Genomic DNA, 15113 nt, shown 5'->3' with positions numbered 1-15113 from the left:
GTTAACATTAAGTTAATGTATAAACCTTAATAATGCGTATTTTTGCCGAAAATTTAAATTAAAAAAAATTTAATCTAATAAAATGAAGAACACATTCAAATTTTTGTTTTTAGCAGTAGCATTATTCTGCTCTGCAATCACGATGGCTCAAAGCACGATAAAAGGTATTGTAGCAGAGACTGAATTTAATGGACTTTTACCAGGAGCCAATATCTTGGAAAAAGGAACAACTAATGGAACAACATCAGATTTTGATGGAACATTTACATTACAAACACAATCGAGTTCAGGTGAGATAGTAATTTCTTACGTAGGGTACGGTTCGCTAACGGTTCCTTTTAATGGAGATGCTAATCTTGGAAGATTGACTCTTGAGTCTAATAATTCTTTAGAAGAGATTATTATTATTGGAAAAGGAGTTATTGATGTAGCAGAAGGAAGAAAAACGCCAATAGCCGTTTCTACTATTAAGTCTAAGCAAATTCAAGAAAAAACAGGTAATTCAGATTTACCAGAAATATTGAAATCAACCCCTTCAGTACAATCTGTTCAAGGTGGTGGTTTTGGAGAAGGGCAATTATTCTTGAGAGGTTTTGATCAATCTAATACGGCATTTATGCTTAATGGTCAACCAATTAATAGTCCTGAAGATGGAAGAATGTTTTGGTCTAATTGGTCGGGTGTTTTAGATGTGGCTCAAGCAGTCCAAGTACAACGTGGTCTTGGATCTTCTAAGTTAGCAATATCTTCAGTTGGTGGTACGGTTAACATAGTAACTAAAACTATCGACAGAAGACAAGGCGGTTCATTTCAAACATTGGTTGGTAATGATAACTATATTAAAACAACAGCATCTTACTCAACTGGTATTATGGAAAATGGATGGGCATTCTCTGGAATGTTAGGTCATTGGCAAGGTGATGGTTATGTGGAGGATACAGACGGTCAAGGCCAAACATATTTTTTATCTGTTGGATATAAACCGAATGAGAAGAACATTTTTAACTTTTTACTTACTGGAGCACCACAATGGCACGCAACAGCTGGCTTTTTTGACTTGGAAACATTGTTAAGAGAAGGACGAAAGTATAATGATGCATTCACGGGTGTAAATAGTCCTAATACTTTACAAAGTGGAAATTATCCAAGAGGTAGAAACATTTATCACAAACCAGTTGCCAATTTAAGTTGGGATTGGGATCTTAGCGAAAAATCATCGCTTTCTACAGTACTATATGGCTCTTTGGGTAGAGGTAGTTTTGCTTCTACTAGAACAGGTAGTGATCGCTCTGTTCCTACATATGCAAGAGGGTCAAACAATAACCATGATTGGTATGGTTTGGTAAGTAATTTTAGCACAGATTTAAATGAGAATTTAAGTTTAAATTTTGGAGCAGATGTACGTTTATATAATGGGGTTCACTTTAGAGATGTTAGAGAATTTATAACTGTAGATTCTGTTTCAGCATTTAGTGTATACAATGGAGGTTCATATGAATTAACAGATGCTTACGGAGGTGTCAATCCTTGGGATGTTACTTTTAATCCAAACGATGATCATGCACAGCGTTTTGGTTACGACTACGAAGAACAAATCAATTACGCAGGCGTATTTGGTCAATTAGAGTATTCTAATGATGAGTTTTCTGCATTCTTTCAAGGATCTGCCTCTTCTCAATCACACGTAAGAACAGAATTCTTAAACGCAGCTAATGAAGGTCAATCTGAAGATTCTGAAAAAGTTACAAATCCAGGATTCAATGTTAAATTGGGTGGTGCTTATAATATAAATGAAAGTAATATTGTTTTTGTAAACGCAGGATATTATTCAAGACAACCTTACCATAGTGATTTATTCGTAGATGATAGAGGTGGAAATCAATTAAATCCTCTTGCAGATACTAATCAAAAGATTACTGGATTTGAAGCTGGTTATAAATTTTTGGGTGATAGAATTTCGGCGAACTTAAACCTGTATTATACTATCTGGGATGATAGAATAGAATACAGTGCCGAGGATACATTGGGAGCAAATGGATTGCCAATTAATACTTCTGTTCCTTCTACAGACCCGGCATTTAATCCTTCTGATGGTCTTTTTGATGCTTTTGATCAAACAAGTCCTTTAACACAGGTTCACTCAGGAATCGAATTAGAAGTGTTTACTAAACCATTTGATAAATTAAATGTAAATGGATATGTTTCTGTAGGAAATTGGGAATATGATGGAAATGTAACGGTGACTAGAAGTGATGAGGATGGTAATGTAATATCAACTGGAAATGAGAGCTATATTGATGGTGTTAAAATTGGCCAAGCAGCACAATTTACAGCTGGAGTAAATGCAGATTACGAAATATTACCACGCTTTAAGTTAGATGCTAACTGGAATCAATATGATAATTTATATGGTAATGCTACTTTTGGAGCGGATGAGTTTGAAGAAGAGGATAACAGAGGTGCTATTAAACTACCATCTTATGATACTGTAGACTTTGGTATGTCTTACAAGTGGTTGTTAGGAAAGGAAGCTCAAAATTCTTTACAGTTTAGAGTTAATATCAATAACCTTTTTGACGAAGTTTATATTGAAAATTCGAGAACTAATATACATGCAGAAGAAGGAGATGTAACTTATAAAGGAGTAAATGTTAGTAATGGTGTAAGATTAGGTTATGGAAGAACATGGAACGTTAGTATGCGTTATAATTTCTAATCACTAAAAATTATTTAGTCATAAAACCGCTTCATTTATGAAGCGGTTTTTTTATGCCTAATAATTACTACATTTGTTTCTAAACTAATTATAAAATAAAAACTATGCTTTCAACAGTAAAAATGCTGCACTCGTATTGGGCTTATTTAGTCTTTTTAATGATGATTATTGCGGCTGCAAATGCGCTTATAAAACACTTTGGTAAAAAAGAATATGACCCTAAAGATTTCAGGATTGCGTTATTCACCTTAATCGTATCACACATTCAGTTATTAATAGGAATTGTCTTGTGGTTTGCTGCAGATTATTTTGGAGAGAGCACAATGAAAGACGTTATGGGTAATGATGCTTTACGCTCTAATGCGGTAGAACATCCGTTAACCATGATTATTGCAGTGGCCTTAATTACCATTGGTTATTCTAAACATAAAAAGAAACTAACATCTGCCGGTAAACTAAAACCACTCGCTATTTTTTATACCATCGCTTTAGCATTAGTGATTATTAAGTTACCATGGAGTCAATGGTTTAATTTGTAATCCTAGCAATGGATGATAGAATAGCTGTAATAAATAAGCGGCGGTCTAAAAAGACGAGTTCATTGTCATATTGAGCCTGTCGAAATATTTTAACCTACTGGTGATCAATATTGGTTTCGACAAGGGCAACCTGATAAAGTAAATTTAAAAGTCTTTTTAGGCAGTCTCTTTTTTATTTTATAGGAGTATGTCGTTACTCATCAGAATTGGTCTCTTTCACTTCCTTAATCAAATAAATCCAGTTCTAGTCAGAGTGCTGTGCGACGTTTGAACTTCGTGCCGTGTAGAGCAATAAATATTAAGAGAAAGCTTTTACAGAGATGTAAGAGCTTTTTTTATATTATTTATTTACAGGTATTACTGCCCCCTGATGGCGCTAGTATGTCAAATTAACGGCTACCGCTCGTTTTTAACGAGTGGCGTTACGAGTAAGAAAAACCCGATAGCGCGGATTTTGTAATCGATGCCATCAAGTAGAAAATATGGAAAAATAAGGAAACCTGTCTCGTCCTAAAAAAGTTTACAACTTATTCTGTGACCTATTATTAATTTACAATGATAGGAATTTTATAAAATCAATTCTCCATAATATTTCAGTTTTTAAATGGTTTCGATCCATTTAATTTGGAGTGAGATTTCCGATGCTCATGTGTGATTTTTATTATTATATAAGTTAAGAGGTCAGTATTTAAATTCATATACTAAGTTTCAATAAAAAGGAAAACTATAATTTTTTTAAAGGTCAAAACCTTATAGAGTTTCGTCCATAAATATATATTATCAACGGAAAGCTACAAACAGAATAATCTTGAAAGTTTATACCAAGCTGTAAATGAGTTCTATCCGTTGAGTTAAATATTAAATTAAAAGTACTTAATTAAGTGCGTTTATATATCTTTGTGTTATGGAAACAGTAAATTATACAGACTTTCGTTCAAATTTGAAGCATTGGTTAGACAAAGTAGTCAACGATGTGAGCGATATCGTCATCAAACGTAAAAGCGGTAAAGATCTTGTTTTAATATCTTTGGATGAGTACAACTCGTTAAAGGAAACGACCTATTTGTTAACAGGAAAGAATAGAGATATTTTATTAAAATCTATCAAAGAACTGGAAGCGGGTAAGGGAGTTCAAAAAGACTTAATTGAATAAATGAAGTTAACCTGGTCTACTTCTTCCTGGGAAGATTATTTGTATTGGCAGAAAGTCGATAAGAAAATAGTAAAACGAATTAATGAACTCATTAAAAGTTGTATGCGAACACCTTTTGAAGGTATAGGGAAACCCGAAGCTTTAAAAGGTGATCTGCAAGGCTATTGGTCAAGACGGATAACATCAGAACATCGGTTGGTCTATAAATATGATAATGATCAAATATTCATAGCAGCTTGCCGTTATCATTATGGAAAATAAAATCAAAACAAAACAATATTCTTAAAACGCCAGAGCACTGGAAAACAGGTTTATTTACTACCTAACCTATTCAGCAAAAGCTATAACATCATAGCAGAAATACACAGCCAGCTGTGCGAAGCTTGCAACTTCGTACCGTAATAGTGTTTATTTTAATAGTGCCTATTTTTTATACCATCGCTTTAGCTTTAGTGATTATTAAGTAATCATGGCGTCAATGGTTTAATTTATAATCCTAGCAATGGATTATAGAATATCTGTAATAAATAAGCGGCGGTCTAAAAAGACGAGTTCATTGTCATATTGAGCCTGTCGAAATATTTTAACCTACTGGTGGTCAATATTGGTTTCGACAAGGGCAACCTGACAAAGTAAATTTAAAAGTCTTTTTAGGCAGTCTCTTTTTTATTTTATAGGAGTATATCGTTACTCATCAGAATTGGTCTCTTTTACTTCCTTAATCAAATAAATCCAGTTCTAGGCAGAGTGCTGTGCGCAATTTGTAACTTCGTGCCGTGTAGAGCAATAAAGGTTAAGAGAAAGCTTTTACAGAACTGTAGGAGTTTTTATTGTTTTACAGTCACGTAAAGCCTATCAAACAGTTCTGTAAAGTGGATAACCTATGCTAAGTCAATAAAAAAAAACGATTCAAACTTGAATCGCTTTTTTTATTTAAGTCTGTGTAGTTTTAATTACTTCACCTCTTTAATCAAATAAATATAAACAGGAAAGTGATCACTAAACCCATCTGTGAAACCACCGTCAGCAAAGCTTCTTAAAGGATACCCTTTATAACGGCCTTGTTTATTTACGAGATAGTATTTATTATAAATGCCTGCTTGATAAAATTTAAAAGACTCATAACCTTCATCAATTAAAGGTTTAGTAAACATGATCTGGTCAAATAAGCTCCAAGCATCTCTGTAGGCCGTTGTGCCTAAGCCTTTCTTTTTAAATAGATCTATATAAGGATTATATATGCCTTTTAATTTAACTTTACTCTTCTTATTTTTTGCTTGTAAAACGTCTTTTACACTTTCGTTTGTTGGGTCATCATTTAAATCACCCATGGTAATAATTTTAGCATAAGGGTCGATAACCTGTAACGAATCAATAATTCGTTTGTTTAATTTTGCAGCGGCAACACGTTTAGAACGACTTCTGGCTTCTCCGCCACTTCTTGACGGCCAGTGACTAACAATGACGTGAATTAATTCACCATCTAATTTTCCAGAGACTAATAATTGGTCTCTGGTATAGACCCGCTTTCTGGTTTGATCGTCATATATTTTTAAGGTATGTGAACTTTTAGAAATGGGTTGAAACAAGGCCTTTTGATACATTAAGCCGACATCAATACCACGCCGGTCTGGTGATTCAAAATGCACAATGCCATAATCTTTAGCCAGTAGCAAAGGATCATTAGCAACATCTTCAACGACATTAACATTTTCAACTTCACAGATGCCAATAAGAGCAGGAGCGTTTCCAGCAGTTTCATAGCCAATATCTGAAATGACGCGCGCCATGTTATGTACTTTCTTTTTATAGATGTCCTCACGGTCGGCTTTTATTTCCATCATCGGGCTCGCCTCATCGTTTTTTGTTGGATCATTTATAGTGTCAAATAGGTTTTCAAGATTGTAAAAAGCTACAGTATGAATTTTAAAGGTCTTTTTTTCTTGTGCGTTTGCATTAAAAAAGACAACTATTAAAAGGGCTGCAAGCCAAGTGTTTAGGTGTTTCATTTAGTTTGTAAGTTATGTTTTTGTTACCTCTAATTCAAAAGGCTTGCCAAAAGTAAATATTTATTATAAAAAATGTAACTTTGCACGCCTTAAATATTAAATACTTACGGCACACAAAACTATTATTAACTATAATTTCAGACATGAAAAAAAGTTTTTTTATTTTTTTATTCGGAATCTGCTCAATCTTTACAGCTTTCGCTCAAGATACTGTTGTAAAAGGAAGTGTTAAAGACGCTGTTACAAATGAGCCAATTCCAGACGTTACCATTACTGTTGAAGAAACAGGACAAACTGAAAAAACCGATGGCTTGGGTCAGTTTAAATTTTCTCAACCCGTGCCCTTTGGCGAGCAAATGCTTAAAATCTCAAAACCGGGATTTTTACCTAAACGCTATCCTATTGTGGTAAACGAAGGCAAAACCGTAGACATTCAGGATATGACTCTCGAAATAGACAGAGGAAGTCAAGCTGATTTATTTACCATTACCTTATCAGACGACGAATTAAATGATGATACCAGTGGTTCAGACAATATCTCTGGATTATTATCTTCTTCACAAGATATTTTTCAACGTACTGCTGCTTTCGAATTTAGTTCTTCTTTCTTTAGAGTAAGAGGGTTAGATTCAGATAACGGTTCTGTTTTAATAAACGGAATTGAAATGAATAAGTTCGATACCGGAAGACCACAATGGAGTAACTGGGGCGGATTGAATGATGTGGTACGTAACCAAGAACTAACAGTAGGGTTAAAGCCTTCAGATTACGGTTTTGGCGGGGTTTTAGGAACGACTAATATTAATACGAAAGCTTCAGATTATAGAGAAGGTGGACGTATCACCTATTCTTCTTCAAACCGTAGTTATACCAACCGTTTAATGGCAAGTTATGCCTCTGGTTTAATGGAAGATGGTTGGGCATACACTATAATGATGGGTCGCCGTTGGGGAGATGAAGGGTATCAGGATGCAACCTTATATGATTCTAATTCATTTTTTGCGTCTGTTGAAAAGAAGATTAACGATAAACATAGCTTAAACTTCACTTCAATATATACACCTAACCGTCGTGGTAAATCTTCAGCAAACACACAAGAGGTTATAGATTTAAAAGGGATTAAGTATAATGAATTTTGGGGCTATTTAGATGGTGAAAAAAGAAATTCACGAATTAAAGAAGTAGAAGAGCCAATCTTGATGTTAAATCATAGTTGGGACATCTCCTCTAAGACTTCTTTAAACACGAACATTGGATACCAATTTGGTAAAATAGGTAACAGTCGTATTGATAATGCCGCAGGTGCAAATCCAAGCCCTGCTTATTACCAAAACTTACCAAGTTATTATTTGGCCGATGACGATGGGCCAAATTTTGCTGGTGCTTACGGAGCAGAACAAGAATTTCTAAATGATGGGCAATTAAATTGGTTAGCATTATTTCAAGCGAACGCTAATAAAAACTTAGGGGGTGATACCGCCGCTTATGCATTATATGAAGATAGAACAGATGATAAAACACTTACTTTAAACACCATCTTTAGAACAGAACTAAATGACAATATCGTTTTAAATGCTACAGCAAATTACAGCAAATTAACGTCTGATAATTTTGCAGAAGTCATTGATTTGTTAGGAAGTACTGTTGGTGCTTCTAACGTTGATGCTTTTAGCCAGAAACAGTTCGATCTATTAAATCCAGATCGGATTATTCAGGAAGGCGATAAATTTAGATATAATTACAGAATAGATGCCAATGAATTATCTGGTTTCGCACAGGCTCAATTTAAATATAATAAAATAGACTTTTATTTAGGAGGTAGTGTAACAAAAACAGATTATCAAAGAGACGGTTTATTTAAAAATGAAAACCAAGTGTTACGAAATGCTGATGGAAGTATACGTGTAGACAATTCTTCTGGAAAAGGAGATAAATTGGAGTTCACAGGGATAGGTGCTAAGGCAGGATTTACATATAAAATTTCTGGAAAACATTTAATAGATGTTGATGCAGGATATTTAACTGAAGCACCAACACTGAGAAACACCTATACAAACTCTAGAGAAGCGCAAGATTATGTAGGTAAGTTCTTTGGTAATACTATTGAAGGTGTTGATTTAACTGAAGAAAAAACAACTTCGCTAGACGTGAGTTATATTTTTCGTTCTCCAATAGTAAAAGCCAGATTAACGGGTTTCTATACTAAAATTGAAGATGCAAATGAGGTGTCATTTTTCTTTACTCAAGGTTCAACAACAGGTTTTATACAAGAAACCTTAGCCAATACTGATAAGAAACACATAGGTGCAGAATTAGGAATTGAAGCGCAAGTAACACCAACAATTAAATTAAAGGCGGCAGCTTCTTTAGGTCAATATACTTATGACAATAACCCACTAGTCTATTTTACATCCACCTCAGAAGATTTCTTAGGCGTAGATGAAAATCAAAACGAAGAGGTAAGATCAGGTGCAGTTTACCAAACGTCACTTAAAGATTACAGAGTAGCAGGCGGACCACAAGGGGCTTATTCTGTAGGTTTCGAATATCGTGATCCCGATTATTGGTGGTTTGGTGCAACGGCTAACTACTTTACAAATACGTATGTAGACATTAGTCCGTTAGCGCGTTCTACACGGTTTTATCAAGATACAGACGGTTTGCCATACACAGACTATGATCCTGAATTTGCAAGAGAATTGTTGAAGCAGGAAAAATTTGACGACTACATGGTTGTAAATTTAGTAGGTGGAAAATCTTGGAAAATTGGTGATAAGTTCGTAGGTTTCTTTGCTAGTGTTGGTAATATTCTGGATAAAGTATACAGAACAGGTGGTTACGAGCAAGGGCGTACAGCAGACTACAGAGCGATAAAAGAAGATGCTCAAAACCCTAAACAAGTATTCGGTTCTAGATATTTTTATGGACGAGGTGCTAATTACTTTGTAAACGTATATTACAGATTTTAAAAAAAGAAAAAGAAAATATTATATTAAAACATAAAATTATGAAAACAAATAAATTTTTTGCATTAATACTAGGTTTAGTAGCTATGCTTTTTATAACATCTTGTGTAGAAAATGACGATTATGCTACACCAGAAGTATTAGTGCCAGCAGTAGATGTTTCTAGTTTAGGAACAAAAACTACTTTTGCAGCAGTAATAGCAAGATATAATGATGCCGTTGCTGATGGAGATCAAGTAGGTGTATTCTCAACTGAATTTGATGCACCGCTATATATTGAAGGCTATGTGGTGTCTAGTGACGCAACAGGGAATTTCTTCGAAGAAGTAATCATTCAAAATTCAACTGATGAGAATGATGCTAACGGAGATGAAAGACGTGGTTTAAAAATAGAAATTAACGAAAGAGATTTAGCTAACTATTATAACTTTGGAAGAAAAGTGTACGTGAAGCTAAACGGTTTAGCTATCGGTTTATCTAACGGCGTTTTTTCTATTGGGAAAGCAGATGGAAATGGTTTAGATCAGCTGGAGCCATTTGAATATAAAGATTTTGTTATTAGAGATCAAGAAGTTGCTACTATAATACCTAAAGAAGTTACTATTAATGATTTTACTACAGAAGATTTAAATACGTTTATTAAATTAAACGACATGCAAATTAATAGAACAGAGTTGGACTTAACTTATGCAGGAGAAGTGTCTGATCAATTTGACGGTTTTAGAACATTAGAAAACTGTGAGACGAATGCTACTATTTTAATACAAACAAGTACTTTCGCAGATTTTAAATCGCAGCCAGTTCCGCAATTAAGAGGTTCAATTGAAGGGATTTTGAGCAGAGATTTTGGAGACGACTTTAATGTGATTGTTATTAATAGTACAGATGATGTGAATTTTAATAATCCAGAACGTTGCGATCCTATAGAATTAGATTGTGGTATAGCTGCAGTAACAGGAACTACAAATTTGTTTAATGACGATTTTGAATCGCAAACCAATAATACATTAATCACTGGCAACGGTTGGACTAACTTTATTGAAGCAGGTACAGAAGGATGGGAAGCGTATACACAAACTGGAACTAATTCTTCATTAGGACGTTCTGCTAGAGTTGGATCCTTCAATTCTAATGACGCGAGTTCAATAGCTTGGTTAATTACTCCTGCTGTGGATTTAGATGCCAATAGTGGTGTAACAATTAACTTTAAGACTTCAAATAGTTTTGCAGATGGTAGTGAGATGGAATTATTATTCTCAACAGACTGGGACGGTACCGAGGCTAATATAGCATCTGCTACTTGGGGTATTTTACCAGCAGCTTACATTGTACAAGACTCAGATTTTTTTGGAGCTTGGTTTGATTCTGAGAACGTAGACCTTTCTTGTGGTTCTGGAATCATTCATATTGCTTTTAAATATACAGGTAGTGGCCAATCAGGATTTGATGGAACGTATGAGTTAGATGAAATAAGCATTGACGCACAATAAAACAATACAAAAATTATATTCGAAAAAACCTGCTAGTTATTCTAGCAGGTTTTTTACTTTTAAGCCATGACAGTATTCGATAAAATATACCTCTTTATTTTCGGGCATTATAAAGGGCGCTTTAAGCAAAAAGCAAACACTATAGCTTTAGTTTATACTTCTGTGCTTCAAATAAGCTTATTGTTTCTCTTAGGTTGTTTTTTTGCGGCATTTGCAAGTCAGATGTATGTAGATACCCTATCTAGTGGTAAAGCATGGTTTCTATTTGTTTTACTTTCTATAGGGGTTCATTATAAAAACTGGATGGGTTACAGCGGACAAACCAGAAAGGTGATGAACGCGAAGTTTAATAAAATAAAAACACCACAATATAATCTGGTTTTCCTTTATGCACTCCCTTTTCTAGCAATTGCGATGGGGCTGCTTTTTATGCAAGCCTTATAAATAAATGTACAAAATCAAAAAACCACTTGAGGGGTGTCAAGTGGTTTTTATCGCTATTAATCAACTAAACTATAATCAGTTTTAGGGATTCACTAATTATTTATTATACCATAAGTAGTAGTATGCTGTAATGTCTTGTTTAAAAGCAAAGGTATTATCGTTTTGCTTAGTCAAATATACGACGAAGTGCTTCTTTTTCAAGATGAAATGTAATAATCGGGCGAAATAGCGTATGGTTGGATCATTATTCTAATTTTGAGTGGTCTATAGGCTAAGTGAAACGTATGTGCTGATTTCTTTATGTGAAACTTGTAACACTTGCCTTAGTAAGCATCAGAGTCATGCGCAAGCATCGAAGCATTCGACTAATAATATTGAATTTTTCCAACATACATTTGACCACAATTTTGGATAACCATCGCTTTTAGGAATAATCTGTTTTTATGCAAGTTATGCAAGCTATATAGATAAATGAACAAAACTAAAAAACCACTTGAGGGGTGTCAAGTGGTTTTTATCGCTATTAATCAACTAAACTATAATCAGTTTTAGGGATTCACTAATTATTTATTATACCATAAGTAGTAGTATGCTGTAATGTCTTATTTAAAAGCAAAGGTATTATCGTTTTACTTAGTCAAATATACGACGAAGTGCTTCTTTTTCAAGATGAAATGTAATAATCGGGCGAAATAGCGTATAGTTGGATAATTGATGCGATTTTAAAAAAAGAGGTCTTGCGCTAAACGAAAGGTATTGGCATGTGCCTCAACAATGGTTTTAATATCTGGAGAATAACCGCCACCCATACTACACATCACTGGAATGTTTTCAGTTTTACAAAGGTGTAAAACAAATTCATCTCTGGCTTTACAACCAGCGACAGTTAAACCCAATTTGCCTAATTTATCGGTATTAATAACATCGACACCGCATAAGTAGTAGATGAAATCTGGTTTTATATCTCGTATTAATTTTGGAAGTGTTTCTCGTAATATAGAGAGGTAGGCGTCATCATCCATATTATTTTCTAGAGCAATGTCTAAATCGCTCTGTTCCTTTTTAAAGGGGTAATTATTTTTCCCATGCATTGAAAAAGTATAAACAGATAAATCATTGGTAAAGATTTCGGCAGTCCCATTCCCTTGATGCACATCTAAATCCACAATTAAAATTTGTTGGGCTAACCCTTTATTTTGAAGATATCTCGCACCAATGGCTTGGTCATTAAGCATACAGAACGCTTCTCCTCTATTGGTAAAGGCATGGTGAGTGCCACCGGCAATATTCATGGCTATACCATGTTCTAAGGCAAATTCACTCGCTTTAATCGTGCCATCGGCAATAGTGATTTCACGTGCTACCAAATCTTCACTTAAAGGAAACCCAATTTTTCGCGCCACTTTTTTATCTAAAGTAATATTGAGTAAATCGTAAAAATACTCTGACGTATGAACGGCTAAAATTGGCGTTTCATTACGCATGTATTCTGGTTCGAAAAAGTTGTCATCTGTACAGGTGCCTTCACGAATGAGTTGCTGTGGGAGCAATTCGTATTTTAACATTGGAAAGCGATGTCCTTTTGGTAGAGGATGAGCGTACGCAGGATGATAAGCGATCTTTAGCATCTATTGCTCCAACTTTAATTGAATGCGTTTTCTAGGCACATCGACCTCCAACACTTTTACAAGTATTTGTTGTTGTAAGCTTACATGTTCGTTTACATCTTTAACAAAACTATCAGAAAGATTAGAGACATGAATTAAGCCACTTTCTTTGATGCCAATATCAACAAAACAGCCAAAATTAGTAATATTATTCACGATGCCAGGCAGTAATTGTCCCGTATGTAAGTCGGTGATGGTTTTTATGTTTTGATCAAAGGCAAATACTTTGGCTGCTTCACGAATATCTAAACCTGGTTTTTCAAGTTCTTTGATGATGTCTTCTAATGTTAGTAAACCAACGGTAGCTGTACTGTATTTTTTTAAATCAATCTTTTGAAGAATGGTTTTATTTCCAATCAAATCAGAAACCGAAACGCCTTCATCTTTAGCCATTTTTTCCACGATCTTATAACTTTCAGGATGCACAGCAGAATCATCTAATGGATTTTTAGCCTCTTTTATTCTCATAAAAGCGGCCCCTTGCTCGAAGGCTTTTCCGCCTAAGCGGGATACTTTTTTAATATCGTTTCTAGATTTGAAACTCCCATTTTCGTTGCGATAATTAAAGATGTTTTCGGCCAGTTTTGGCCCAATACCAGAGACATAACTCAAAAGAGAGGTACTCGCTGTATTAATATTTACACCCACTGCATTCACACAATTCTCAACGACGACATCTAGTGATTTTTGTAATTTCGTCTGGTCAACATCGTGTTGGTATTGTCCAACACCAATAGATTTGGCATCAATTTTAACCAATTCTGCTAATGGATCTTGTAAACGACGACCAATAGACACCGAGCCGCGAACGGTTACATCGTAATTAGGAAACTCATCGCGTGCTATTTTTGATGCCGAATAAATACTTGCGCCGGCTTCACTAACTATAAACACTTGAACCTCATTTTTAAACGGTACTTTTTTAACGATTGCCTCGGTTTCACGAGAAGCCGTGCCGTTTCCTATAGCAATGGCTTCTATTTTATAGGCCTCACACAAAGACGCGAGTTTTTTAATAGCACCAATACTGTCGCTTTTTGGTGGGTGCGGATAAATGGTTTCGTTATGTAATAGTGCGCCTTGTGCATCTAAACAAACCACTTTACAGCCTGTTCTAAAGCCAGGGTCGATGGCCAATATGCGCTTTTCACCTAAAGGAGAACCTAAAAGCAACTGTTTTAAATTTTTAGAAAATACGGTTATCGCAGAGGCATCTGCTTTTTCTTTTGCATTTTGTAAGGCTTCATTACTTAAAGAAGGAAACAATAAACGTTTGTAAGCATCACTAATAGCCAGTTCTAATTGATCTGCACAGGCATTATTAGAATTAATGATTTTTCGGTCTATATTTTCTAAAGCCTTAATGTCATCAATTTCAATTTTCACCCTAATGAACCCTTCGTTTTCAGCTCTTAAAATGGCTAATAATCTATGAGAAGGTATTCTACTTAGGCTTTCGGTCCAATCAAAATAATCTCTAAATTTTTGAGCTTTTTCGTCTTCAGCTTTTGTTTTAACAACTTTAGTTGTTATTTGCGCATGCCGTTCTAATTGATTTCTAAGGTTGTTTCTAATATCTGTACGCTCGTTAATCCACTCTGCAATAATATGTCTTGCACCTTCTAATGCGTCATCCGTTGTTGTTACTTCTCCTTTTATATATTTAAAGCTTATAGACTCGAGGTCATTAGTATTTTGCGAGAGGATTAGTTTCGCTAAAGGTTCTAACCCATTTTTACGAGCCGTTTCGGCTTTCGTTTTTCGTTTCTTTTTAAAGGGTAGGTAGAGATCTTCAAGCGTCGTTAAATCAGCGGCCGATTCAATGTTGCTTTTTAGTGCTTCAGTTATATCACCTTGATCTTCTAAAGCTTTTAAAATAGTAGCTTTACGTTTTTCCAGCACCTCAAACTGTTCTTTGTATTTAACGATATCTCCAACTTGTACTTCATCTAGATTGCCTGTCGCTTCTTTTCTATAGCGCGAAATAAAGGGGATGGTGCAATCTTCGTTTAATAAAGCAACGGTATTTTTAATCGAAGTATCAGATAATTGGGTGTGTAATTGTATGTATTTTAAAAGCATAAAAAAAGACCTTATTTTTAACTTAATAAGGTCTTGTAATATATTTA

Annotated in this window: 10 protein-coding genes; 7 read left to right on the top strand and 3 right to left on the bottom strand. The window is 34.7% G+C overall.

Annotation, left to right across the window (positions count from 1 at the left end; genetic code table 11):
- Positions 1 to 82: 82 nt before the first annotated feature.
- From GQ46_RS08735 to GQ46_RS08720, 4 genes are all read left to right on the top strand, one after another.
- Positions 83 to 2716, top strand: a complete 2634-nt coding sequence (locus tag GQ46_RS08735; protein WP_044400652.1) for a TonB-dependent receptor — start codon at positions 83 to 85, stop codon at positions 2714 to 2716.
- A 104-nt stretch (positions 2717 to 2820) separates the two neighbouring features.
- On the top strand, positions 2821 to 3255 hold the full coding sequence (locus tag GQ46_RS08730) for a hypothetical protein (RefSeq protein WP_044400649.1): 435 nt from the start codon (positions 2821 to 2823) through the stop codon (positions 3253 to 3255).
- A gap of 904 nt (positions 3256 to 4159) precedes the next feature.
- Entirely contained in the window at positions 4160 to 4408 is a 249-nt protein-coding gene (locus GQ46_RS08725) for a type II toxin-antitoxin system Phd/YefM family antitoxin (protein WP_044400646.1), read from the top strand.
- On the top strand, positions 4409 to 4669 hold the full coding sequence (locus tag GQ46_RS08720) for a Txe/YoeB family addiction module toxin (RefSeq protein ID WP_044400643.1): 261 nt from the start codon (positions 4409 to 4411) through the stop codon (positions 4667 to 4669).
- A gap of 692 nt (positions 4670 to 5361) precedes the next feature.
- Here GQ46_RS08720 and GQ46_RS08715 read toward each other — a convergent pair.
- Complete coding sequence (locus GQ46_RS08715) at positions 5362 to 6417, bottom strand: endonuclease (protein WP_044400640.1); 1056 nt, start codon at positions 6415 to 6417, stop codon at positions 5362 to 5364.
- 143 nt (positions 6418 to 6560) lie between these two features.
- On the opposite strand from GQ46_RS08715, the gene GQ46_RS08710 reads away from it, so the two are divergent.
- From GQ46_RS08710 to GQ46_RS08700, 3 genes are all read left to right on the top strand, one after another.
- Positions 6561 to 9386, top strand: a complete 2826-nt coding sequence (locus tag GQ46_RS08710) for a carboxypeptidase regulatory-like domain-containing protein (protein WP_044400637.1) — start codon at positions 6561 to 6563, stop codon at positions 9384 to 9386.
- Positions 9387 to 9424: 38 nt separating this feature from the next.
- Positions 9425 to 10873: a DUF5689 domain-containing protein gene (locus tag GQ46_RS08705; RefSeq protein WP_044400635.1), complete on the top strand. Its 1449-nt coding sequence runs from the start codon at positions 9425 to 9427 to the stop codon at positions 10871 to 10873.
- A 66-nt stretch (positions 10874 to 10939) separates the two neighbouring features.
- On the top strand, positions 10940 to 11317 hold the full coding sequence (locus GQ46_RS08700; protein ID WP_044400632.1) for a hypothetical protein: 378 nt from the start codon (positions 10940 to 10942) through the stop codon (positions 11315 to 11317).
- A gap of 722 nt (positions 11318 to 12039) precedes the next feature.
- On the opposite strand, the gene GQ46_RS08695 is transcribed toward GQ46_RS08700, so the two are convergent.
- Together GQ46_RS08695 and GQ46_RS08690 are read right to left on the bottom strand one after the other, a co-directional pair.
- Positions 12040 to 12945: a histone deacetylase gene (locus GQ46_RS08695; protein ID WP_044400628.1), complete on the bottom strand. Its 906-nt coding sequence runs from the start codon at positions 12943 to 12945 to the stop codon at positions 12040 to 12042.
- Complete coding sequence (locus GQ46_RS08690; protein ID WP_044400625.1) at positions 12946 to 15066, bottom strand: Tex family protein; 2121 nt, start codon at positions 15064 to 15066, stop codon at positions 12946 to 12948.
- Positions 15067 to 15113: the final 47 nt, after the last annotated feature.

Origin of the sequence: Lacinutrix sp. Hel_I_90 (assembly GCF_000934685.1) — a bacterium.
Taxonomy (GTDB): Bacteria; Bacteroidota; Bacteroidia; order Flavobacteriales; family Flavobacteriaceae; genus Lacinutrix.
Note: the sequence above shows the minus strand (reverse complement) of the source record. Positions and strands in the feature narration are given on the sequence as shown.

Coding starts and splice junctions, on each gene's coding strand:
- GQ46_RS08730 (WP_044400649.1), top strand. CDS start 2,821: ATGCTTTCAACAGTAAAAATGCTGCACTCGTATTGGGCTTATTTAGTC.
- GQ46_RS08725 (WP_044400646.1), top strand. CDS start 4,160: ATGGAAACAGTAAATTATACAGACTTTCGTTCAAATTTGAAGCATTGG.
- GQ46_RS08705 (WP_044400635.1), top strand. CDS start 9,425: ATGAAAACAAATAAATTTTTTGCATTAATACTAGGTTTAGTAGCTATG.
- GQ46_RS08695 (WP_044400628.1), bottom strand. CDS start 12,945: ATGCTAAAGATCGCTTATCATCCTGCGTACGCTCATCCTCTACCAAAA.
- GQ46_RS08720 (WP_044400643.1), top strand. CDS start 4,409: ATGAAGTTAACCTGGTCTACTTCTTCCTGGGAAGATTATTTGTATTGG.
- GQ46_RS08715 (WP_044400640.1), bottom strand. CDS start 6,417: ATGAAACACCTAAACACTTGGCTTGCAGCCCTTTTAATAGTTGTCTTT.
- GQ46_RS08700 (WP_044400632.1), top strand. CDS start 10,940: ATGACAGTATTCGATAAAATATACCTCTTTATTTTCGGGCATTATAAA.
- GQ46_RS08710 (WP_044400637.1), top strand. CDS start 6,561: ATGAAAAAAAGTTTTTTTATTTTTTTATTCGGAATCTGCTCAATCTTT.
- GQ46_RS08690 (WP_044400625.1), bottom strand. CDS start 15,066: ATGCTTTTAAAATACATACAATTACACACCCAATTATCTGATACTTCG.
- GQ46_RS08735 (WP_044400652.1), top strand. CDS start 83: ATGAAGAACACATTCAAATTTTTGTTTTTAGCAGTAGCATTATTCTGC.